Below are 22881 nucleotides of genomic sequence, written 5' to 3'. Positions count from 1 at the left end.
AGAGAGGAGAGCATCATGACATTTCGCCAGTTCGCTTTCCGGAATGTCATGCGCAACCGTAGGATTTACGCCGCCTTTTTCATGGCGAGCGTTTTTTCGGTCATGGTGTTTTTCCTTTATTCCATGCTGCTGTTCCATCCGTCGATTGAAGGCAGTGCACTGCAGGACATTGCGGTGCTCGGCATGGGCATCGCCGAAATCATCCTTTACATATTCACGATGTTCTTCCTGTTTTATTCGATGCGGGCGTTCTTGCAAGCGAGGACGAAGGAGTTCGGAATCCTCCTCCATTTAGGGATGGAAAAACGGCAATTGCACCGGCTCATTTTCATCGAAACATTTATTATCGGAGCCGCATCGATCGGGGTAGGTACCTTTTTAGGATATATGTTTTCGAAATTCTTCTTCATGGTCGTAAAGAGGATCATCATGTTGCCCGCGCTTCCCTTGTATTTATCATGGGAACCGTTCGCATTGACGGTCGGCGCGTTCCTGAGTCTGTTCATCATCATTTCATGGGTCGCTCCAGTTTCCATACGGACAGACAACCTTGGTGAACTGATCCGCGGAGATGTCCTTGGCATGGAGTCGCACGGTTTTTCAAAAGTTCGCGGGGTAATCGGCCTCGTACTTCTCGCACTATCCTATACGATGGCCGCTTTCACGTCGAACAGCATCGTCATCGATCTAATCTTTCTGCTGCCGCCGCTTGCTACGCTCGGCACGTATTTCTTTTTCACGGATTCATTACCATTTGTCCTCCATCTGTTCAAAGTGCGGAAAGAGTTCTATTGGCGGCATTTCCGCCTGCTCGCGATTTCCGAAGGCGTCATCCGGCTGAAAGAGAATGCCCGGATGTTTTTCATCGTGACGATCGTATCGACGGTCGCCTTCATGTCGGTCGGCATCCTCGCATCGCTCACGTCATTCGCCTCCCAATACCGGGAAATGAACCCGCTTGGCCTTGTGTACGAAAGCTTTCCGGGCAATGAACTCGAGCAGGAGCACATCAACCGGCTCGGGTATGAACTGAGGAAAAACGAAATCGGATACACATATGTACGGTTTCCGGTGCTGGAACAGCGATCTTCATTGACGGATAATGACGTCATGATCATCAGGCTCTCCAGTGTCAACAGGCTGTCGAAGTCGTTCGGCAATCACGCGTTTGAACTGAAGAAAGGGGAGGCGCTGTTCCTGCCGCCGACCGCTTCCACATTCGAGCAGCTGAACAGGCAATCCGTCGAAACGGTGCTTGAGGAAAGCGGCATTGAGGTGCAAATCAATGGCGCTTATCCGTACCAATTGTTCCCGGCGCATGCAATCGGCACGAACACGATCATTTTGAACGACGCCGACTACGACAAACTGGCATTGCTCGTCGAGCCGTCGTCCGTCTATCACGCATTCGGCATCCCGGAATGGCAAAAGACGAAAAACATCGGACTGACAATCGAGCATTCCGTAACGGAATCGATTATTAAAGGGACGCGCGGGAAACTTCATTTCAACTTCGATAATCCCGGCCTGAACTATTCCGTCATGCGGACGACATTCACATTGCTACTGTTCATCGGCCTATTGCTCGCAGGCGTTTTCCTACTTGCCGCGGGAAGCTTCATCTATTTCCGCCTCTATACATCGCTCGACAGCGACCGCAAGCAATTCGACGTGCTCCGGCGCATGGGCATTACTGACAAGGAATTCAAGAAAATCGTCAACCGGCAGCTCATCCCCCAATTTTTCGTCCCATGGGGCGTCGCGCTCGTCCATAGCTCATTCGCGTTCCTGTCGCTGCAAGTCATCTGGGACGCACTCGCGGAAATTTCCATCGTCCGCGAACTGATCATGGTGCTCGTCGGCTTCACAGCTTTGCAAATCATTTATTTCTACCTTATCCGCTGGCGTTATCTAGCGCATATCCGGACACCGGAGTAGAATTGGAATGAAAAGCGCATAATTGCCTCGAAAAGTCCATAAATCGTTGCAAATACGCATAAATCCCGCCAGAAACGCATAAACGCAAAAAACGACGCATATTACGAAATTTGAATGCCTTCCCTCAACTTTTAGGGGAAGGCATTTTTTTAATGTTTTCGTGAAATAAAAATAGAGCTTCCACCAAATTATGATTACAACAGTTTTCTAAAAGTATTGTGAACTTTTAATTTTTCTTATATAATAATAGTTGGGTTTACTGAATGGTGGTTCATTCAAACAAAAGGGAGGATGTTCAGTATGAATTTGGTTTCACAAGTTTATGAAACATCGAAGCTGCAACCTGGGAAAACGGCTTATCACTTCATGGGGAAAGACACTTCGTATGCCGAGTTCGACCAGTCCGTGTCCATGTTTGCGTCTGCATTGCAAGATTTAGGAATTGAAAAGGGAGATCACATCGCATTGTTGTTGGGGAATACACCGCATTTCCTCATATCGCTCTATGCGACGATGCGGATCGGGGCGACAGCGATTCCGGTTAATCCGATTTATTCGCCTGATGAAATTTCATACATTCTACATAACAGCGATGCCAAAGCGGTCATCGCGATTGACCAATTACTTCCGCTCGTCGAAAAATCCGCGACGCTCTTTCCTTCGATCGAGAACTATATCGTCTGTGAAATGAGCACAGATGTAGGTGAGAGAGTGGCGGCGCTAGCAGATAAAGCAAAAGCGAAAGTCCAACTGTTTTCCGAGCTCATCGCAACAGGCCGGCCGGATCTCGAACCGATTGATGTTGACGGAAATGAAACCGCTATCATTCTCTATACGTCCGGAACGACGGGCCGTCCGAAAGGCGCGATGCTGACGCATGAAAATCTGTACTCGAACGCGAGAGATGTCGGAGACTATTTAAGGTTCTCGGAAAACGACCGTGTTGTTGCGACGTTGCCCGTATTCCACGTGTTCGCACTGACCGTCGTCGTGAACGCGCCGTTGTTGAAAGGTGCGACGATCTTGCTTATTCCGAGATTCAGCCCAGCGGAAGTGTTCGAATCAATCAAAGAACAGAAGGCGACTATATTCGCAGGCGTGCCGACGATGTACAATTTTCTCTATCAATACCCGGAAGGCGATCCGGCCGATTTCAACACAATCCGCATCGCAATTTCGGGTGGTGCATCCCTGCCGGTCGCGTTGCTTCATAACTTCGAGAATAAATTCAATGTACGGATTTCAGAGGGGTACGGCCTGTCCGAAGCGTCCCCGGTCACATGCTTCAACCCGCTGGATCGCGAGCGGGTGCCAGGATCGATCGGTACTAACATCATCAATGTGGAAAATAAAGTCTTCAACGAATATGGCGAGGAAGTGCCAGTCGGCGAAGTCGGCGAACTCGTCGTCCAAGGGCCGAACGTCATGAAAGGCTATTACAAAATGCCCGAAGAAACCGCTGCTGCCATCCGCGACGGCTGGCTGTACACAGGCGACTTGGCTCGGCAGGACGAAGACGGGTACTTCTATATCGTCGACCGCAAGAAAGACATGATCATCGTCGGCGGCTACAACGTCTATCCGCGCGAAGTCGAAGAGGTTTTATTCACCCACGACGACATCGTCGAAGCAGCAGTCATCGGCGTGCCCGACACCGATTTCGGAGAGGAAGTCCAAGCGTTCGTCGTCCTGAAAAAAGGCGCTGTCGCGGATGCTGAAAAGCTGAAGGCATTCTGTGCCAATCGTTTGGCGAGATACAAAGTGCCGAAAACGATTGATTTCCTCGATGAACTGCCTAAGAATACGACCGGCAAAATTTTGCGACGTTCATTGAAAGAACAAGTGAGACTTTAAATAGTAGAGCCCTTCCACGTTACGTGGAAGGGCTTGTTTATTTCCCGCAAGGGCTCAATAAATCTAGCGAATTTGCCTTTTGGAAAAACTGAATGCATGTGTATGAGCGCATTTCGGGGAGAGCTGAGCAACCTCTGTGTAAGAATTTAACTATCACTAAAGTTCACTACGACATCTATTCTAACAAAAGAGAACTTTTGTGTTAACTTGTGTTATAAAGTGTTTGACTTATGTTAAATAATGTTTTACTATGTTAATAGAAACTCTGTTTAGAATTTTTGAACTTCGAATAAGGTGGGATTTTAATAAGAGTATATTATATATTTTCGATAAAATGGTTTCTGACTATCTATGATAACTTGTTGTTTATCTTTGTTAAAACCGATTGACTGTAAAATGAAGTCAAGCCTATAATTAACATTATTAAGATTGGAATATTACCACTTAATAATACTTAGTGATTTGGGCGGTGTGAATACATGCTTTCTTCAGAAAGAAAAATGCTGGTTATTGAGTACATTAATAAGAACGGTACGGTCACAATTCAAGAACTTGCAAGCGAATTTTCTGTGTCAGAAATGACTATTCGTAGGGATTTGGAAGATTTAGATAAACAAAATATTATTAAGCGTATTTACGGTGGAGCTATGAAAATAGAAGAACCGTTTCGCATCAAATTACCGTTTGAAGAACGCAAAGACCAGTTTTTAGAGGAAAAGAGAAGAATTGGGAGAGTAGCCGCTTCACTTGTTATGGATAGGGATACTATATTACTTGACTCAGGTACAACCTGCTTAGAGACTGCCAAACATCTTGGTGACAAAAACAATTTATTTGCCATTACGAACTCAATACCTAATGCGATTGAACTTTCCACTAATAAAAACTGTGATGTCTTTATGATGGGAGGGTTTATCAAAGAATCAAACCAGCTTAATTTAGTGGGGAGTCATGCAATTGATATTCTAGATCAATTTTCCGTTGACAAGTTATTTTTGGGAGCAATGGGAATCCATGAAAAACGGGGTTTGGTTTATTACGAGGTCGAAGAGACTTTAATTCGAAAAAAGATGATAGAAATCGCGAAGAAAGTATACGTAGTTATTGATTCCTCTAAGTTTGGAAGGGATGGACTTTTTTCAATCGGATCTTTTTCTTCTATAAATACAATTATCACAGATGACAAAATATCAGAAGAACAAATTGATTTTGTTACGTCAAAGGGAATTAAATTAATTATTGTAAGTGAAAATGACACCGAGTCGATTTCATAACTTGGATAGTAAACTACAATTTAAAATACTATTCTATCACTTGATAAAACTATTAAAACTCAAGGGGGAACGTCTAAGATGAAATCTTACAAAGCCGCAATTGTTTATGCACCGGGAGACATTCGCTTGGAAGAAATTGAAAAGAGTCCATTGAAATCTGATGAAGTTTTTATCGAAGTACACAAGGCGAATATATGTCCAACAGACTTAAGGGGATACAGAGGGGTTAAACAACTAGATCAACCGGAGAAGGTTGGGCATGAATTTGCGGGTTACATAGTAGAAGTTGGTAGTGATGTGACCCAATTTAAGGTTGGGGACAAAGTGACAGCGTTATCATGGACGCCGTGCTACCATTGCCAAAAGTGTACCCGAGGTAAGTATTCTGCTTGTGAGAATAGAAAGATGAACATGGGTGGATTTGGAGAATATATTGCACTGAAAGAGAGTGTTGTATATAAAATTCCAGAACATATGTCACTAGAATTGGCATCTTGTACGGAACCATTAGCTAGTGTGTTAAAAGCAAATATAGAAGTAACACCTGTACAGGCAGGAGATACAGTAGTTGTATATGGGTTAGGTCCAATGGGGCAACTCCATTTACAAGTAGCAACATTATTAGGAGCTACCAAAGTAATTGGTATTGATTTGCTAACAAACCGTTTAGAAATTGCTTCTAAATTAGGGGCTGATCATGTGATTAATCCTAGTAAAGTAGACCCTATTGAGGAAGTTCTTCGTCTAACTGACGGGGAGGGAGCGGATATAATCATGGTGGCTGTTGGAGGAAGAGCAGAGGCCCCTTGTACAGAAACTGCTATTAAAATGGCCGCATATGGTGGTAAAATTAATATTTTTACAGGTACTTATCCGCACAAAAGTATCGAATTAGATCCAAATTTAGTCCATTATAAAGAATTAATTATTACTGGGACACGCTCATATAACCCAAAGATGTTTGAACTTGCTCTTGATCTATTAGCCAATGGAAAGGTTGACGTAAAGCTTATTAGAGAACCAGAAATTTCATTGGATGATATCAAAACAGGTTTTGAAATTCATGGAACAAAAGATGCAATGAAAGTAGCCGTAAATATACGTTAACTTAGTGAAAAGGTATGAAAATATTTGTTTTATAGGAGTTTCTTTTGTAAATAGGGACAAATGCGTTTCCTATTATCATAATACTTTAAATCTTGGAGGAGTTAAGATATGAGTAAAGAACGTGTGTTTGCAACGTATCACATTGAGACACCTTATGATCTTGAATTTGCAGCGAAAGTCATGGCAGGAGAGCAATCTACAGGTACGTTTATTGCTGTTCCTGGAGAGACAGAAGAACTTAAGGATCAACATGCAGCAAAAGTTGTGTCAGTTGAGGAGTTAGAACAAGTTTCAACTCCATCTTTACCCGGTTCTAAACCACCTAAAGGAGAGGTAGGGCCAATAAAATATCGTAGAGGAAAGGTAGTGTTATCTTTTCCTCTACATAACATTGGGCCATCCATTCCAAACCTATTATCGACTGTAGTGGGGAATCTGTATGAACTTCGCGAAATTAGTGGTTTACGACTTATGGATCTGGAATTACCAATTGCGTTCTTGGAGAAATACAAAGGCCCTAAGTTTGGAATTGAAGGTACAAGGAAATTAGTCAATGTTTATAACCGACCATTAATTGGGACGATTGTAAAGCCGAGTATTGGATTAACACCAGAGGATTTACGCAAAGTTGTAAGAGATTTGGCATTTGCCGGAATTGACTTTATTAAAGACGACGAACTTAATGCGAATCCACCATATGCTCCTTTGAAAGAACGTGTGAAGGCTGTAATGGAGGAAATTGATAGAGTAGCAGATAAAACAGGCAAGAAAGCCATGTATGCCTTTAATATAACTGATGACATAGACCAGCTAGAACGTAACTATGAAACTGTCGTAAATGCAGGTGGAAATTGTGTAATGGTGAGTATTAATAGTATTGGACTCGCTGGGGTTGCCCATTTGAGGAAGTTCAGTGAGGTTCCCATACATGGTCATCGTAACCAATGGGGAGCAATGACGCGCGATCCGTATTTGGGAATGGAATTTACCGCCTATCAAAAAATGTGCCGCTTAGTAGGCGTCGATCATTTGCATTGTAATGGAATTAACAGTAAATTTTACGAGTCAAATGAGTCAGTTATCAAATCAGTTAAGGATTGTATAACACCAATGTTTGATGGCTATACAGCTATGCCTGTTTTGTCCTCTGGTCAATGGGCAGGGACTGCAGAAGTATCATATAAATCAATGGATACTGTTGACGTAATGCATTTAGCTGGTGGAGGCATTATTGGACATCCGGGTGGTACGGAAGCTGGCGTGAAAAGCATGATCCAAGGATGGGAAGCAGCTATTTCAGGAATTTCAATAGAAGAATATGCAAAAACACATGTTGAATTAAAGCAGGCCATTGATAAGTTTTCAAAATAAAAATTTAAATCACGACAGGATTTGTACAGTTTTATTCGGAGATATAGGGGACAGCGAGTTTGTGAAAAAATGAGACTTTGACGTCTTTTAGAACTATCGATATTCTCAATTGGTGATTTTGTTTTTCGGGGAAATTAAAGCGCTTACAAAAGGGGTGGGGTTATGAAGTTAAAAGCAACAATGGAAAAAATACCGGGTGGATTAATGATTGTTCCTATGTTTTTTGCTGCAATACTAAATACATTTGCTCCAGGTTTATTAAGGATTGGGAATTTCACACAAGCCCTATTTGTTGATGGTCTTCTCACTTTAATTGCCCTTTTCTTGCTCTGTTCTGCAGCGCAAATTAATGTCAGAAATGCAGGTCGAGCAGTTGGAAAAGGAGCAACGCTGTTAATTTTAAAATGGGTAATTGGAGCAGCTATAGGTTTAATAGGATTTATTTTTGCTGGACCAAACGGATTATTTCTTGGAATTGCCCCACTAGCTATTGTTGCAGCAATGACAAATAGTAACGGAGCATTATATGTGTCACTTGTGAGTCAATATGGAAAAGAAGATGATAAAGCGGCTTACGGTCTATTAGCACTAAACGATGGTCCATTCTTAACAATGGTTGCTTTGACTATTTTTGGTGCAATGGGATTTGTAGAAGGTCTGTTTTCTATAGTTACATTCATCGCGGTAGTACTGCCAATTGTCCTTGGGTTTGTACTGGGTAATCTAGATGAAGATATGCGTGAGTTTTTGACAAAAGGTAGTGATGTATTAATTCCATTTATGGCATTTGCAGTAGGAATGACAATCAATCTTAAGGTAATTGCTGAAGGTGGATTATCGGGAATATTTCTTGGAATTCTAACAGTTATATTAACTGGAGGCGGCGGTTATTTTGTGTTTAGAGCATTTGGTTGGAATCCGCTTGTTGGTGCTGCAGAAGGATCAACGGCTGGAAATGCAATCGCCACTCCTGCAGTAATCGCAGCAGCAAGTGCATCGTTTGCAAGCACGGCAGAAATTGCTACAGTTCAAGTTGCAGCAAGTACAGTCACTACAGCTATTCTTTTACCAATTTTTATTTCTTTTTTAGCCAAGAGATTAGAGAAAAAGTATGGTGAAGGAGTAATTAATCCAAAAGATATCGTTCAGACTATAGAAAAGTAGAAAGATATTATTGTTAGTGGAGAGGAGGATATGGATGAAAATTGGAATTATAGCAGATGATTTAACGGGCGCAAACGATACAGGTGTAAAATTAGCTCAAAAAGGGATTAAGACATCTGTTGTTTTTCAACTAAACTTGGAGATGATTGGAAGCCTTCATTCCATTGTTTATGATACAGATACTCGATATTCTGATACACAAGATGCATTTAATGCAGTTAAACAAGCTTCAATTTTTTTTAAGAAAAATGGTTTTGAGTTTATATTTAAAAAAATGGATTCCACTATCCGGGGGAATGTTGGGATTGAATTAGATGCTTTATACGAAGTGTTTAAACCTGATTTTATTATAATAGCACCAGGATTTCCGAAAAGTGGAAGGGTATTGAGAGAAGGCCAAATTTACTTAAACGGAATAAGGCTTGATCAATCCGATTATGCAGAAAGTCCAACGGATGGAGCTTTTGACTATGATTTAGTACAGAAACTAAAAAGACAATCAAAATATAAAACTGCTTTGTTTACAACAGATGACTTAAATGAGGATATCTATGACAAATTAAATAAGAAATTCAAGGAGCAAATTCCATTTCTCGTGTTTGATTCGGAAGAAGAGAATGATTTAAAAGAGATTGCAGAATATATTAGTCAAAGTCATTACAATGTTATTTGGTGCGGTTCATCAGGTTTAATAAATTATTTGCCAGAGGCTTATAATTTTAAAACAAAGAATGAGCAATCGCTACCAATATCACGCAATGGTAAATCTCCTACACTAACAATTATAGGAAGTTTTAATGATGTTACTTTAAAGCAATTGAAGATATTATTAAAAGAATCAAATACCCGAGGCTTTAAAATTGATGTTCCGCGTCTCCTTGAAAACAGCATTGAAAAAGAAAATGAAATAAATAGAATTGCAATAGATTGTCTGAAAAAGGCCGAAGAAGGTTATAACATTGTAATCTATGCATCTAGTGATAAATCAGAGGTAGTACAAGCGTTAGAGCTAGGAAGAACAAGCGGCAAAAACGCTGCAGAAATTTGTTCAGAGATTGCCGATGCTCTGGGTAGGATCACTCTACAGTTAACTAGTAAGAAAAAATTTTCTGGCTTGGTTATGACAGGTGGGGATACAGCGAAAAAAGTCTCAAATCATTTAAATGCAATAGGCATTGAGCTAATAGACGAATTATCCTCCGCTATCCCAATAGGTAGAATCATAGGGAAACAAAACATTAGCACAATTACAAAAGGCGGAAGCATAGGAGATGAAAATTCTCTAGTCTCCTCTGTTGAATTTCTTCGAGGGAACAAAACAATATATAAGTGAGTAAAGGTTGCACGAACATAATTATGAAAAAGTCTGGACTTGAAAGAGTCCAGACTTTTTCATAAGCAGCTTAAAATTTCAGTGGTTTATTGGCGGGAACCCTATGAGCGTGTTAGTAATTTATATTATTTATCCAGATATATGAACGCCACTACCCAAAATAATAAGCCGAAATCTCCCGAATGAAGTCCTCCTCCAATTCACCTTTCTTTTTCACAAGAATAAACGTCGAAACAGTAGGCAACTGGAACAAATCAAAATGCGGTCGCATAAGCCGGCCTTCCGTCAGTTCGCGCCGGACGATCGAGTGGGGGAGGAACGAGACGCCGAGCCCTTCCTGGATGAACCGTTTCGCAATATGCGCCTGTGTCACCTTCATCGTGCGTACGCCCGGCACATGCTTACGCAAAACGACAAGCAAATCCTCCCAATAGACCGGATGATGATGCGTCAGCAAATAATTCCCGATCAGCATCTCCTCCACATCAACCGGCGGGCCACTTTCCTCGTCGTAACTATCCGTCGGTGTAATGAAAACAATCGGATCGTCATAGATTCGGATTGACTCGATGCCTTTCAGAGCTGCGTCCAACGCCGAAATTCCCAAATGGACTTCGCCAGCATCAACGAGACGCTCAATCTTCTCGGATTCCTCGACCCGTATCGTCAGCTCCACATCGGCATGCTTTTCCATGAACGTTCGTAATAAATAAGGCAAAATGGTTTCCGCCATAAGCGGCGAAATGGCGATTGTCCACATTCGGCGGTAGCCTTGCGCGAATGCGTGCATCCGATTCACACTATCATCCAACCCCGCCAACAATTTCGCAGCCTCCGCATAAAACAATCTACCCGTATCTGTCAACGTGACCCGATTATTGATCCTATCGAAAAGCCGGACGCCTACATGATCTTCAAGCAGCTTGATATGTACCGTGACGGTTGGCTGCGACAACAACAATTTTTCTGAAGCCTTCCTGAAATTCAATGTCTCCGCCGCCACGACGAACGTACGTAACCATTGCGTGTCCACCGCCGCACCCCCTCTTGATTAATAAAACTAATCAAATCATTCAAAAACATTTAATTTACCTAATTATACCTCCCGCTTATACTAAAAGAAAAGGAGGAATGGTCATGTTTCAAAAAGGCTTGAAAGATGTCGTTGCAGTACACACAAAAATTGCATCCGTAGAAGGGGATATCGGCGAACTCCGATACCGCGGGATCCAGGTCGGCGAGCTGATTGCCGAGCATTCATTCGAGGAAATTGCGCACTTCCTCTGGAACGGAAAATTTCCGGACGAAACCGAATCAAATACTCTTCACGAAGGAAGGGATTTGCCTGCTCACGTAAAACTGATCATCGACGCCCTCCCGCCCGAAACACCGGTAATGGACGCGATGCGCACTGCAATATCCGCATATGCTCACTACAATTTCACGAATCAAACAATCAAACAGCAAGCGCACCATCTGACCGCGGCACTTCCATCGCTTATCGCGAGACACTACCGCAATGTGAAGGGTCTTCCGGTCATCGAACCCGACAAGAACCTAGCACACACTGCCAACTACTTATGGATGCTCACAGGAACAAAACCCTCCAACGTCCACGTCGAAGCGCTCGAAACCTACTTGAAACTGACGATGGAGCACGGCATGAACGCCTCCACATTTGCAGCGCGTGTCACGATTTCAACAGAATCGGATCTAACAGCGGCGGTCACTTCTGCGCTCGGTACAATGAAAGGCCCTTTGCATGGCGGCGCCCCTTCAGCGGTAATTGAACTGCTCGAAGAAATCGGCACGCTAGAAAACATCCGACCCGTCATCCAGCAGAAGCTGCAAAACGGCGAGCGGATCATGGGGTTCGGCCATCGCATCTACAAAACCGAAGACCCCCGATCGATTTTATTACGAGACAATTGCGAAAAGCTCGCAGGACAAGACGGATGGCTGGACCTCGCGACAGCAGCCGAAACAGAAATCATCTCACTGCTGGAAACATTCAAGCCAGGCCGCAAACTGTACACAAACGTCGAATATTACGCAGCTGCGATCATGCGGGCAATCGATATGCCGCCCGAACTTTTCACTCCGACATTCAGCGTGGCAAGAATGGTCGGTTGGACAGCCCACGCGATCGAACAACTGAGCGACAACACAATCTTCCGCCCGCAATCCGTCTATATCGAAAAAAATCATGAAATAAAAAGGGGAAGCTCCTTAGGGTGTCGAAATATGTAGAATAGATAATTGAAGGGGGAATTCCTATGAGAAACCTACAAACAGATGATTTATTCAAACTGCAATCCGTCACGAACCCGCAACTATCGCCTGACGGAAAAGAAGCGCTGTTCATCAAAACGCATATCGACAAAGAGGAAAACAAATATATCGCAAACCTGTACCATATCGACCTCGAGACGAAAGAAACTTCACAATGGACATACGGAACACACCGCATCAGCTCGCCAAAATGGTCGGCGGACGGCAAGCAGATCGCTTTTTTGTCGAATCGCGACGATAAAAACCAGCTGTACATCCTTTCCGCCCGCGGAGGCGAAGCGAAGAAACTTACATCGTTCGATAACGGAGTATCCAACTTCGAATGGTCGGCATGCGGCAAGAAAATCTGGTTTGACGCTTCGGTGAAGGAAGGCAAGACGTTCACGGATAAAGAGGAGAAGGATGAAAAGAAGAAGCCGGAACCTGTCCGTGTGACGAAGATGAAGTATAAAATGGACGGCATCGGTTTATTGCCGCAGGATTCATTCAAGCAAATCGGTGTCATCGACCTTGAAACTCAAGAAGTAACGCAGTTTACGGAAGGGAATCACCAGCATACGCTACAGGCGGTTTCGCATGACGGCAGCAAGCTTGTCATCGGCGTGAACCGGGATGAGGATTTGGACTGGGCATTCCGTCAGCCGCTCCATTTGGTCGATGTGGAATCGAAGGAAGAGACAGTCATCGTCGATGAGGAAGGCTATTATGGCGGCGCGAGATTTTCGTTAGACAACAATTATATCGCATTTATCGGCTCGGATCGTACGTTCCAAAACGCTACACATAGCAATTTGTATGTGTACGATACGCCACGCGGCAATACGATCAACATTACGGAAAGCGTTGATGCTCCGGTCGGCGACTATACGGTTGCAGACCACCAGCAAGGGGCAAGCGCGCCGAGTGTAGTTTGGACGAAGGACAATGACCTGTACTTCCAGCTCTCCGCAATGGGTGACGTCCGCCTTTATTTCGCAACGCTCGAAGGGGAGCTGTACCCGGCATCCCAGGAAAATGAGCATGTGTATGGCTATGACGTGAACCGGGAAGGCGATTACGCATTAGTCGCAGCGAGCGACCCTATAAATCCGGGCGAAATTTATCAATTGACGATTGCGACAGGCGAAAGGAAAGCCGTCACTTCATTCAATAAAGACTATTTGCAAGAAGTCAAACTCGTAGAACCGGAATCAATCTTCTTCAAAGGGGCTAAGGATTGGGACGTGCACGGCTGGCTCATGAAACCGGCTGACTTCAAGGAGGGGGAGAAGTATCCGCTCATCGTCGACATCCATGGCGGTCCACACGCGATGTTCGGCAACACATTCTTCCATGAAATGCAGCTGCTTGCCGCAAAAGGATACGGAGTGCTTTACATCAATCCGCGCGGCAGCCACGGCTACAGCCAGGAATTCGTCGATGCCGTCCGAGGAGATTATGGCGGAGGCGACTATGAAGACATCATGGCGTCAGTTGACCATGTGTTGGCGGAAAATGAATGGATCGATGAAGATCGCCTCGGCGTAACTGGCGGCAGCTATGGCGGGTTCATGACGAACTGGATCGTCGGCCATACGAACCGCTTCAAAGCGGCTGTCACACAGCGTTCGATCTGCAACTGGATCAGCTTCTTCGGCGTATCGGACATCGGCTACTACTTCAGCGACTGGCAAATTGCCGCCGACATGAAAGACGTCGAAACGCTCTGGAAGCATTCTCCGTTGAAGTATGCAGAGAACGTGGAGACGCCACTGTTGATTCTCCACTCGGAAAAAGACTTCCGCTGCCCGATCGAGCAGGCGGAGCAGTTATATATTACATTGAAGAGCATGGGGAAAGAGACAGAATTTGTCCGCTTCCCGGATGCAGACCACAACCTATCGCGGACCGGCGCACCGAATCTGCGTATTGAACGATTGAACGAGATTACGGGCTGGTTCGCTAAGTATTTATAAGAACCGGAGGAGTTTGTTTGACTTATACACGAGACGGCGTAACAATTCGCCCGATAAAAGAAGAAGATTTGCACCGCATGTGGGAATTGACGTTCAAAGAGGAAAATCCCGAATGGAAGAAATGGGACGCCCCGTACTACCCGCATAAAACAATAACGTATGAAGCGTTCCTCGAACGGAAAGACAATATCGTCGCAAAGGACGATTACTGGGGAATTGAAGTGGGCGGCGAGCTCATCGGCATGGTGAGTTACTATTGGGAGCACAAGCCGTCCCTTTGGCTTGAGATGGGCATCCTCATCTACGAGCCGAAATACTGGAGCGGCGGCTACGGAACGAAGGCACTCACGATGTGGATCGATCATTTATTCAATGAAATGCCGCTCGTCCGCGTCGGCCTCACGACATGGTCCGGCAACGAGCGCATGATCCGCGTCGCCGAAAAGCTAGGCATGACGATGGAAGCGCGTATACGTAAAGTCCGATACTGGAACGGCGTCTATTACGACTCCATCCGCATGGGCATGCTGCGTGAGGAATGGGAAGCGCAGAAAGCTAAATGTGATGGTCGAAATTGAAACAATTGGCGAAAGGATTTCTAAGTGAACGGCTTAGAGGGCGAATCGAATACAATTGGGTTATCATCGAATAAGCCACGACCAAACCGGGACGTTCCGTGTCACTTGACGGCAAGGAGATTTTTCGAGCATCCGATATCCCTTACGACATTGCTGCCACAACTCGAGTTCAGGAATTAACTGAGGAGAGGGCACTCTCGTTAAAATGGGATTCCAATTGGCGGAAAATGTGGGAATCCAATGAGCTTAAGCAACTTCACGCCGCCTATGATGACGCAGAAATCGAAGTGAAAGAATCCGATGTGTATCCGGCAAGTGAACTAACGGGGCTTCTGTTTGATTACATCCATCTGCCGTTTGAAAAAGCACTTACCCATGAGCACCCTTTTATCCGAGCAATTGCCTTGATTGATAGAAGGCTCGGGAAGAGAAGATGGAAGACCATTGATGTTACGAATGAAGCAGGGCTTGTCAAAAGTTTCTACGGGGTTCGAATTAATTGGAATAATGAAAGTGAAAAGAACAAAACTTCCCCTGGATTGGGCTAACGGGTTCGTTTGATGGGGAGAAGATATTAAAAAAACATTGAGTTCAGGGACACAATTCACATATGAATTGGTGTCCCTGTTTTTGTTGTTGCATCTACATTTAGATGCTTTATATTGATAAATTGGTACCACAATTGCCAAAGGAATTAGCAGCAGCGCACAAATTTATGTGCCTTTGTTATTACCGTTGTTAAAACACTTGCTAATTGGATAATGGAAAGAAAAAAATAGAAGGAAGATGAGAAAACTATGCTAAAATATATTAAAGATTGCGAAATAATGTTCTTCAGCTAACGAAGAAAGTTTAGGTTAATATGGTGTTTGTTTTATCATTAAACAATATAAATAGATGACCAAAGAAAAGAAGTAATACAATTTAATAGTAGTTTTGAGAACCGTATTATAAGTAAATGAGGTTCTCTCTTCGCTTAAACTAGGCTTTTTAATTTAGAGAAGAACTACTTGCATGTTCACTTTGTAGGTTGGTTTATTAATTCCTCATAAATTAATAAAAATGATTATCATAGGAACAATGTTTTTGAGTCAACTTGAAATAACGACATTTTTATAATAGTTTGATGTGGTTATTTGGATTTTTAAAGAAATAAAACTGGTTTTCAAATACAAGGTTGAAGTTAATTTTGGCATTAAAACTACCACGATTATTGTTGAAGTTTCGTACAAAAGGTTTTTACATATACTTTGAAATGAGGTTTATAGAGTGATACAACATATTCATATTCAAGGATTTAAATCACTGAAAGATATTTATGTGAATGGAACAGATAATATTCAAAGCTTTATAGGGAAAAATGGGTCCGGTAAATCTAATTTCTTTAAAGCCATTCAATATTTCTTTGAGAACTTAATTGAAGAAAATTACTCAGAGGATTATTATGATCAAAACAACCCGTTCAATTATGAAATGAAAATTGAAATTCGGTTTAATTTAAATGGATTGATTAATTCAAATAAAAGGGTTGCTGAGAATAAATATATCGGTAAGATTAATAAATCCTTAACTGAATTGATGGAAGAAGATTCAATAACTTTGATATTAACTCAAACTAAAAGGAAAGGTCTAATATGGAATCTACCGTATAAATATAGATACTTAATTCATAACTCACACCCATTTTATTTCATAAGTACCCATGAAACAGATTTTCAGAAATGGGATTTCGTGTGGGAAATCATTGGTAGTTTGGGGAATATATTTGATTATGAAGAATCAACTAGTTTTGACAAAGTATTTAGTGGAAGGGCAGCAGAGAATTTCGGGGAAAATATAAACTATATTGAAGAGGTGTTTGAAAGGTCGGGGTATAGCTTACAAAAGGAATCAAATCGATCTCAATTATCCTCCCTTTATAAATTAGCTTTAAGAGGCTCTAAAGTGAATCAACATGGTTTTGAATTGAAATATTTTTCTTCTGGAACTAATTCTTTAAATTACTTAAAGCTAATGATTACACTGGTAGAAAAATTAGAAAAGGAGAAGTTGAAAAGTCCAATTATTATTATTGACGAACCGGAATTGGGTTTGCATGCTCAATATATAGATGAATTGAAAGAGCTACTCTTTTCGACAGAAGGAATCCAATTTTTTGTTAGTACACACTCAGCACGTTATTTGGCTGAAGCAATGAGGAATGAAAAATCGGTTTACAAGTTTTACTTTGAAAACGAATATTCGGGATTGATTAAAATACCGAAACTGACGGATTCTAGATCGAGAATAATTTTTTCTGAAAATGAAGCAAGCCTTTATCTTTCAAGTTTTATACTATTTGTAGAAGGTCAAAGTGAGTTGGAGGTCTTTAGTAATCCACGAATTAGAGCGTTATTCCCGATTTTGAAAAAGGTAGGCGTTTCACAAACATTAACAAATTCTGTTTTGCTTCAGTCTCTAAATCCAACTAAAATGAACTTGCCAATTCCTTTTTTATTAGTGGCAGATATAGACAAGGTGTTAGGAAATAAAAATCATCAGGATCAAGAAAAGAAAGAGACTTTTAAAGTACTAATTAAGAAAAAAGAAGAATATAGCCCCTTAAATAAGGACTACAAAAGAAATTTAATATTAAATTTCATAAGCAATAGATGGCTATTTGATATAATTCATAAAAGAATTTTATCTTACGAGAATAATGAATTTCAAATAGATGTAGAGTTAGGTACTATAAATGAGCAATCAAGGGAGCAATATGAAAAAATGATTCAAGACTTAAAGAGGTATTATGAATACTTCGGTGTTTATTTAATGTTTCCGACATTAGAAGCAGCATTGATAAATGAAAAAAATATGCAAGACTTTATAAGCGTTTTTAGTATAGATATTTCTGATCAGGAAATCCCTGAAAGAGAATTACTATTTAAACTACGTCAACTAGTTGGTGGAAACTCAGAAGACTTGAAAAATCGGAAATTAATTAAAAGTAACCATAGTTTTTCTAAGACAAGTGGTTGGATTACAGTATTCATTAATGCAGTTTTTGATGATATTGAGAAAGAAAAATCAACAAAAGATAAAAGAAGTAAATTCAAAGAGAAATTTCCAGATATTTATGGTATTATTAATAAGATTGATAAGATGATTTAGAATGAGTAGCCATTAGCTTGTTGAGGGACAATCAAAAAGCCTAACAAACTCTTTGAGCATCAGTCTGGACTCCAAGCAGATAAATTTTCACTTTTGCGCATGTTAACGCGCTTCACGTTTAGTTGCGCTATCGCGCGGAATTATTTTCAGACGTACTCATTCTAATCTATCTTTTAAGGGTGACGATTATGGAGAAAAGTGTTTATAGCAAGCAGGACTTTGTTGGAAGTGTATTAAATAAAAGTAATCAAGAACTATCTGCTATAGATCATTCAGGGTATATTCCAGTCAAATTGAAACAAAGCAATGGGAAAGTAAGACTTATCTATAGACTTCCTGATAATAATATATTAGCTAATATTCAAGAAAAATTAAACCAGAACTTCTTCAACACTTTTTATTTTAGTAATGCGGCGCACGGTTTTGTTAAAGGGAAAAGTTACCGTACCTTTCTAGAGCCCCACAAAGCTGACCCTTATGAGCAAAAAGATAAGTTGTTTTTGAAATTGGACATCAAAGATTTTTTTCCGAGTATTACTAAAGATCTTATTAAGGGGAGTCTAGCCGAGTATATTAAAATAGAAGATACAGGACAGAAAGAAGAAGTATTAAATTGGACAGTTAATGCAATAACTTTAGGTGGAAAACTTCCAATGGGTGCAAGAACATCGCCCGTAATATCCAACTTAGTTTTTCGCCGGATAGACGCTAGGATTCAAAAGTACTGCTTTGATACAAATATTACATATACACGTTATGCAGACGACTTATTGTTTTCAAGCTATCAAGATATCTGTCATAATGAAAGATTTATTAATTTAATTATTGGGATTCTAAGAGAATATAATATGGAATTAAACTTCAACAAGATTCGCCGAGGTGTTGGAACCTTTTCAACTAACGGTTTTGTTATTTCAGATACGTTAAGATTGTCACGTAAAAAATTAGAGGAAATTAGAAGAGTACTTTTTGTTTTGGATGTTTTATTAAATAATAGAATAACTCAAAAGACTCTTTTAGAACAAATAAATGAAGAACTAATTAAAAATTCATCGACAAAGCGTTTTTATTCACTATCGCATATAAATAATTTTTTGGCAGGACAACGAGCATTTTTGATTGCCTGGATTCCTAATCAAAACTCGAAATTTCAAACTCAATCTAAAAAGTTGATTAAAAGAATAGATAGTCACTTAGAAGGACTATCCGAATATAATGAATTAAATTTATAGTAGCATAGATTAAAGCTATAAATTCGTCAACGCGATTCACCCAAAGACGGTCCAATACACGTTTAAATTAATTTAAATTTTAAAATATATTAAACTCGATCAATAATTCTAATTTTTATTTTTCGCCTATTTTATTTGGAACTTATTGAGGTAGACGATATAGAGTTAGAAAAACAGAGTGGCGGCCTTACGTCCTTAAAGTGCATACAGTAGCAAAGAAAGCATTTCTTTAAGAAATGCTTTCTTTGCATTTGGTCAAAATATCGACTAAATGATTGTAAAGTGATTTTGACCTGTTGAATTAACTAGTGAAATTAACATTTGACTTGTCTTCTTTCACTGCCGAATTTTCCATCCTAGTTCTTTACTATGCTTAAATTGTTTTCTCGATATCCACTGAAAGTTATTGCGGGGACTTGTTTGATTATATTTTTGGAAATTGAACTTTCGAATGGCTTTTCATTCAGTCAACTATATTGGAGCGATTCTAATACATTACATAACGAGCAATTGAAAACGATGAAGTAGAGGAAGTTATTAACTATGAACTATCAAATTTGAATAATTAATACCAATCCCGTTTTTGTAATTAATAGTCCATCCAACTATTAGAATTAGCGTAAGCTAATTCCGTAGCTCTTTCAATATCTTAAAGAGGAATAGTAGGGGGATTTGAGATGAAAGCGATCATCTCTGAAACATATGGAACACCGAATACGCTTAAAATAAGCGAGGTAGCAACACCGACGCCTAAGTCAAATGAAGTGCTAATTCGAGTTCATGCATCGTCACTTAATTTTGGTAATATTGTCTTAATAACAGGGAAGCCCCTGCCAGTCCGACTGGCATTCGGCATAACTAAACCGAAATACCGTATTCCTGGTGGGGATATGGCTGGAATTGTGGAGACTATAGGTGCGAATGTCACTCGAATTCAAGTAGGGAATGAAGTATATGGAGACTTATCCGGCAGTGGATGGGGTGCTTTTGCAGAATATGTAGCTGTCGACGAAAAGGTATTGGCATTGAAACCTCGTAACCATTCGTTTGCAGAAGCGGCCGCCGTGCCCATGGCAGCAACTACAGCGTTGCAAGCAATCAGAGATAAAGGAATGGTACGAGCTGAACAAAAAGTGTTGATTCATGGGGCTTCAGGTGGTGTAGGAACATTTGCCGTTCAAATTGCGAAAGCATTCGGAGCTGAAGTGACAGCAGTGGTAAGTACTCGAAACGTAGATATTGCGCGGTCCCTTGGTGCTGACCATGTAATTGATTACAAAACAGTGGACTTTACTAAAGATGATCAGACCTATGATGTGATCCTCAGAGTGACTGGATCGCATTCGATCTCCACATATAATAGAAAGCTGAAGAGGAATGGAGTATTTATTAATGTTGGCGGCGATAGTAATCAAATGTTTCAAACCATGCTCAATCAACGTGGTTCTCTATGATTGGAAAAAAGAAATTCATCATCTTTTTGCAAAGGGCCAATCAACAGGATTTACTGGCGCTGAACGAGCTGATTGAAGAAGGGAAAGTAAAGCCGGTTATTGATAGAACCTATTCAATAGAAGAGGTTCAGGAGGCATTTCAGTATTTTGAAGAGGGCCATTCACAAGGAAAAGTGATTATTACAATTTAATATAGGGTGGGGAGGCACAGAGTGTTTCCCTCTTTTTTTAGTAAGGCCGGCTTAGATTGTGTTGCGCTTCGCGTTGATTTCGTTGCTCACTTCATTGGTTGTGTTACATTCGCGAATGGTTTCTTTGCCCATAAAACAATAATGAGTGATTACTCACTCCCCAACGGTCACTTCTTAGAGTATAATAAAGTGAGTAATCACTCACTACTAAAGAAGAGGTGACAATCGATGAACGAACGCGAAGTATGCGTCTCCATCCGCAACGTCTCAAAAAGCTTCGGCAAGCATCAAGTCCTTGAAGACATCAACCTCGACATTTACGAAGGCGAGATCTTCGGCTTGCTCGGACCTTCCGGAGCGGGAAAAACGACGTTGGTAAAGGAGTTGGCGGGACTTGATGAGCCGTCGGAAGGGGAGAATCATTTATTCAACGCGAAAATGCCTTCTTTGAATCTCATTAAACGGATCGGGTATATGGCGCAATCGGACGCTTTATACGAGGACTTGTCAGCGAAAGAAAATCTCCAATTCTTCTCTGAACTGTACGGATTGAAAGGGCAGAAACAAGCGCAGCGCATCAAAGAGGTAATGGAGCTCGTCCAACTTTCCGGCGATATGACAAAACTCGTATCGAACTACTCCGGTGGAATGAAAAGACGCCTCTCCCTCGCCATCGCACTTCTCCACGAACCCGAACTGCTCATCCTCGACGAGCCGACCGTCGGAATCGATCCAGTTCTACGAAAAAGCATTTGGAATGCATTCACGGATTTGAAGGCGCAAGGGAAAACGCTTATCGTCACGACCCACGTCATGGACGAAGCCGATAAATGCGACCGGCTCGGACTGATCCGCGATGGAAGACTGATTGCAGTCGGCACGCCAGCCGAACTGAAAGAACAGACAGCTTCGACAACAATCGAGGAAGCATTCCTCGTCTTCGGAGGTGTGGAACGATGAGAGTGATGGCATTGGTGAAACGGATCCTCCGTCAACTCGTCAGGGACAAACGGACAATCGGCCTCCTCATCTTCGCGCCGATCCTCGTGCTGACGATGCTCTATTTCGTCTTCAACGGCGACGACTATACACCGCAAATTGGGTTGGTAGATGTGCCGGAAATGCTCGCCGACCAACTCGATACGGAAGGGGCACGAGTGACGATCTTCCAAACAGAAGCGGAGGCGAAGAAGAAGCTTGCTGCACAGGAGCTTGACGGCTATCTAAAAATCGAAGGCAACAAACCGTCCATCGTCCTTGAAGGAAGTGATCCGAGCGTAACAGGTGCCACGATGAAATGGCTGCAAAATGCCTTGCCGAAAGCGACGCAAGCCGTCGACTTACCAGAACCGAAAATCGACTACTTGCACGGATCAAGCGAAATGGGGCAGTTCGATTATTTCGGTCCGGTCCTGCTCGGATTTTTCGTGTTCTTTTTCGTCTTCCTAATTGCTGGTGTTTCATTCCTGCGTGAACGGACGACAGGAACACTCGAACGGCTACTCGCAAGCCCTTTGCGCAAAGGGGAAATCGTCGCCGGTTACGTCCTCGGCTTTGGACTTTTCACGACGATCCAGTCTACAATCATTACAGCGTACGCGATTTATGTGCTTGGTATGGTCATGGAAGGAGCCTTCATCTATGTACTCCTTATCATCCTCATCCTTGCGTTGACTGCACTGACGCTCGGCATCCTACTTTCATCATTCGCACATAACGAGCTGCAGATGATGCAATTCATCCCGATCGTCGTCGTGCCGCAAATCTTCTTTTCGGGCTTGTTCAACTTAGAGACGATTGCCGAGTGGCTCAGCTGGATGAGCCACTTGACGCCTCTCTATTACGCCGCCGAAGCATTGCGGGATGTAATGGTGAGGGGCGCCGGATTTGGCGATATTATGATAAACGTGCTTATACTTGCAGGATTCTGCCTGCTGTTCATTGCAATAAACATCGCCGTGCTAAGCAAGTATCGCCGAATATAAGGA

18 protein-coding genes are annotated in these 22881 nt (G+C 41.9%); 17 read left to right on the top strand and 1 reads right to left on the bottom strand.

What is annotated here, in order from left to right; translation table 11 throughout:
* Positions 1-15: 15 nt before the first annotated feature.
* The 7 genes from M3191_RS14270 to M3191_RS14240 all read left to right on the top strand — a co-directional run bounded on the left by M3191_RS14270 (position 16) and on the right by M3191_RS14240 (position 10041).
* Complete coding sequence (locus M3191_RS14270) at positions 16-1938, top strand: FtsX-like permease family protein (RefSeq protein ID WP_251701048.1); 1923 nt, start codon at positions 16-18, stop codon at positions 1936-1938.
* A gap of 300 nt (positions 1939-2238) precedes the next feature.
* Positions 2239-3792, top strand: coding sequence for a fatty acid--CoA ligase family protein (locus M3191_RS14265; protein ID WP_251701047.1), 1554 nt, complete (start codon positions 2239-2241; stop codon positions 3790-3792).
* A gap of 479 nt (positions 3793-4271) precedes the next feature.
* Positions 4272-5066, top strand: a complete 795-nt coding sequence (locus M3191_RS14260) for a DeoR/GlpR family DNA-binding transcription regulator (protein ID WP_251701046.1) — start codon at positions 4272-4274, stop codon at positions 5064-5066.
* 78 nt (positions 5067-5144) lie between these two features.
* On the top strand, positions 5145-6173 hold the full coding sequence (locus M3191_RS14255) for an alcohol dehydrogenase catalytic domain-containing protein (RefSeq protein ID WP_251701045.1): 1029 nt from the start codon (positions 5145-5147) through the stop codon (positions 6171-6173).
* Positions 6174-6281: 108 nt separating this feature from the next.
* Positions 6282-7544 (top strand): ribulose-bisphosphate carboxylase large subunit family protein, encoded by a 1263-nt coding sequence (locus M3191_RS14250; protein WP_251701044.1) that lies wholly within the window; start codon positions 6282-6284, stop codon positions 7542-7544.
* A gap of 162 nt (positions 7545-7706) precedes the next feature.
* Positions 7707-8708 carry a 2-keto-3-deoxygluconate permease gene (locus M3191_RS14245; RefSeq protein WP_251701043.1) on the top strand — a complete coding sequence of 334 codons (1002 nt, stop codon included), beginning with the start codon at positions 7707-7709 and terminating at the stop codon, positions 8706-8708.
* A gap of 34 nt (positions 8709-8742) precedes the next feature.
* Positions 8743-10041, top strand: coding sequence for a four-carbon acid sugar kinase family protein (locus M3191_RS14240; protein WP_251701042.1), 1299 nt, complete (start codon positions 8743-8745; stop codon positions 10039-10041).
* 151 nt (positions 10042-10192) lie between these two features.
* Here the strand turns inward: M3191_RS14240 and M3191_RS14235 are convergent, their stop codons facing one another.
* The gene (locus tag M3191_RS14235) at positions 10193-11074 is read right to left on the bottom strand and encodes a LysR family transcriptional regulator (RefSeq protein WP_251701041.1); all 882 of its coding nucleotides are present in this window, start codon (positions 11072-11074) and stop codon (positions 10193-10195) included.
* Positions 11075-11178: 104 nt separating this feature from the next.
* Between M3191_RS14235 and M3191_RS14230 the strand changes: the two genes are divergently transcribed.
* From M3191_RS14230 to M3191_RS14190, 10 genes are all read left to right on the top strand, one after another.
* Positions 11179-12291: a citrate synthase/methylcitrate synthase gene (locus tag M3191_RS14230; RefSeq protein ID WP_251701040.1), complete on the top strand. Its 1113-nt coding sequence runs from the start codon at positions 11179-11181 to the stop codon at positions 12289-12291.
* A 26-nt stretch (positions 12292-12317) separates the two neighbouring features.
* The gene (locus M3191_RS14225; RefSeq protein WP_251701039.1) at positions 12318-14288 is read left to right on the top strand and encodes a S9 family peptidase; all 1971 of its coding nucleotides are present in this window, start codon (positions 12318-12320) and stop codon (positions 14286-14288) included.
* 17 nt (positions 14289-14305) lie between these two features.
* Positions 14306-14866 carry a GNAT family N-acetyltransferase gene (locus M3191_RS14220; protein ID WP_285853387.1) on the top strand — a complete coding sequence of 187 codons (561 nt, stop codon included), beginning with the start codon at positions 14306-14308 and terminating at the stop codon, positions 14864-14866.
* Between the two features lie 98 nt (positions 14867-14964).
* Positions 14965-15414 (top strand): SF0329 family protein, encoded by a 450-nt coding sequence (locus tag M3191_RS14215; protein ID WP_251701038.1) that lies wholly within the window; start codon positions 14965-14967, stop codon positions 15412-15414.
* A 721-nt stretch (positions 15415-16135) separates the two neighbouring features.
* Positions 16136-18016, top strand: a complete 1881-nt coding sequence (locus M3191_RS14210; RefSeq protein WP_251701037.1) for a retron Eco8 family effector endonuclease — start codon at positions 16136-16138, stop codon at positions 18014-18016.
* 188 nt (positions 18017-18204) lie between these two features.
* Positions 18205-19248: a reverse transcriptase family protein gene (locus tag M3191_RS14205; protein WP_251701036.1), complete on the top strand. Its 1044-nt coding sequence runs from the start codon at positions 18205-18207 to the stop codon at positions 19246-19248.
* A 677-nt stretch (positions 19249-19925) separates the two neighbouring features.
* On the top strand, positions 19926-20702 hold the full coding sequence (locus M3191_RS14200) for an NAD(P)-dependent alcohol dehydrogenase (protein WP_353056534.1): 777 nt from the start codon (positions 19926-19928) through the stop codon (positions 20700-20702).
* Positions 20699-20893: a zinc-binding dehydrogenase gene (locus M3191_RS18720; RefSeq protein ID WP_353056533.1), complete on the top strand. Its 195-nt coding sequence runs from the start codon at positions 20699-20701 to the stop codon at positions 20891-20893. Before M3191_RS14200 ends, M3191_RS18720 begins: the two co-directional genes overlap by 4 nt.
* A gap of 228 nt (positions 20894-21121) precedes the next feature.
* A complete protein-coding gene (locus tag M3191_RS14195) occupies positions 21122-21853 on the top strand; it encodes an ABC transporter ATP-binding protein (protein ID WP_251701035.1) in 732 nt (243 codons plus the stop codon).
* Positions 21850-22878: an ABC transporter permease gene (locus M3191_RS14190; RefSeq protein WP_251701034.1), complete on the top strand. Its 1029-nt coding sequence runs from the start codon at positions 21850-21852 to the stop codon at positions 22876-22878. The genes M3191_RS14195 and M3191_RS14190 overlap by 4 nt, the downstream gene beginning before the upstream one ends.
* Positions 22879-22881: the final 3 nt, after the last annotated feature.

Source organism: Sporosarcina luteola, assembly GCF_023715535.1.
In the GTDB taxonomy this organism is placed as follows: domain Bacteria; phylum Bacillota; class Bacilli; order Bacillales_A; family Planococcaceae; genus Sporosarcina; species Sporosarcina luteola_B.
The sequence above is the reverse complement of the archived record's forward strand: the minus strand, read 5'-3'. Positions and strand labels throughout refer to the sequence as shown.

Excerpts from the sequence above, each read along its gene's own strand:
- M3191_RS14260 (WP_251701046.1), top strand. The coding sequence starts at position 4,272 with ATGCTTTCTTCAGAAAGAAAAATGCTGGTTATTGAGTACATTAATAAG.
- M3191_RS14270 (WP_251701048.1), top strand. The coding sequence starts at position 16 with ATGACATTTCGCCAGTTCGCTTTCCGGAATGTCATGCGCAACCGTAGG.
- M3191_RS14245 (WP_251701043.1), top strand. The coding sequence starts at position 7,707 with ATGAAGTTAAAAGCAACAATGGAAAAAATACCGGGTGGATTAATGATT.
- M3191_RS14195 (WP_251701035.1), top strand. The coding sequence starts at position 21,122 with ATGAACGAACGCGAAGTATGCGTCTCCATCCGCAACGTCTCAAAAAGC.
- M3191_RS14200 (WP_353056534.1), top strand. The coding sequence starts at position 19,926 with ATGAAAGCGATCATCTCTGAAACATATGGAACACCGAATACGCTTAAA.
- M3191_RS14205 (WP_251701036.1), top strand. The coding sequence starts at position 18,205 with ATGGAGAAAAGTGTTTATAGCAAGCAGGACTTTGTTGGAAGTGTATTA.
- M3191_RS14255 (WP_251701045.1), top strand. The coding sequence starts at position 5,145 with ATGAAATCTTACAAAGCCGCAATTGTTTATGCACCGGGAGACATTCGC.
- M3191_RS14265 (WP_251701047.1), top strand. The coding sequence starts at position 2,239 with ATGAATTTGGTTTCACAAGTTTATGAAACATCGAAGCTGCAACCTGGG.
- M3191_RS14190 (WP_251701034.1), top strand. The coding sequence starts at position 21,850 with ATGAGAGTGATGGCATTGGTGAAACGGATCCTCCGTCAACTCGTCAGG.
- M3191_RS14225 (WP_251701039.1), top strand. The coding sequence starts at position 12,318 with ATGAGAAACCTACAAACAGATGATTTATTCAAACTGCAATCCGTCACG.
- M3191_RS14250 (WP_251701044.1), top strand. The coding sequence starts at position 6,282 with ATGAGTAAAGAACGTGTGTTTGCAACGTATCACATTGAGACACCTTAT.
- M3191_RS14230 (WP_251701040.1), top strand. The coding sequence starts at position 11,179 with ATGTTTCAAAAAGGCTTGAAAGATGTCGTTGCAGTACACACAAAAATT.
- M3191_RS14240 (WP_251701042.1), top strand. The coding sequence starts at position 8,743 with ATGAAAATTGGAATTATAGCAGATGATTTAACGGGCGCAAACGATACA.
- M3191_RS18720 (WP_353056533.1), top strand. The coding sequence starts at position 20,699 with ATGATTGGAAAAAAGAAATTCATCATCTTTTTGCAAAGGGCCAATCAA.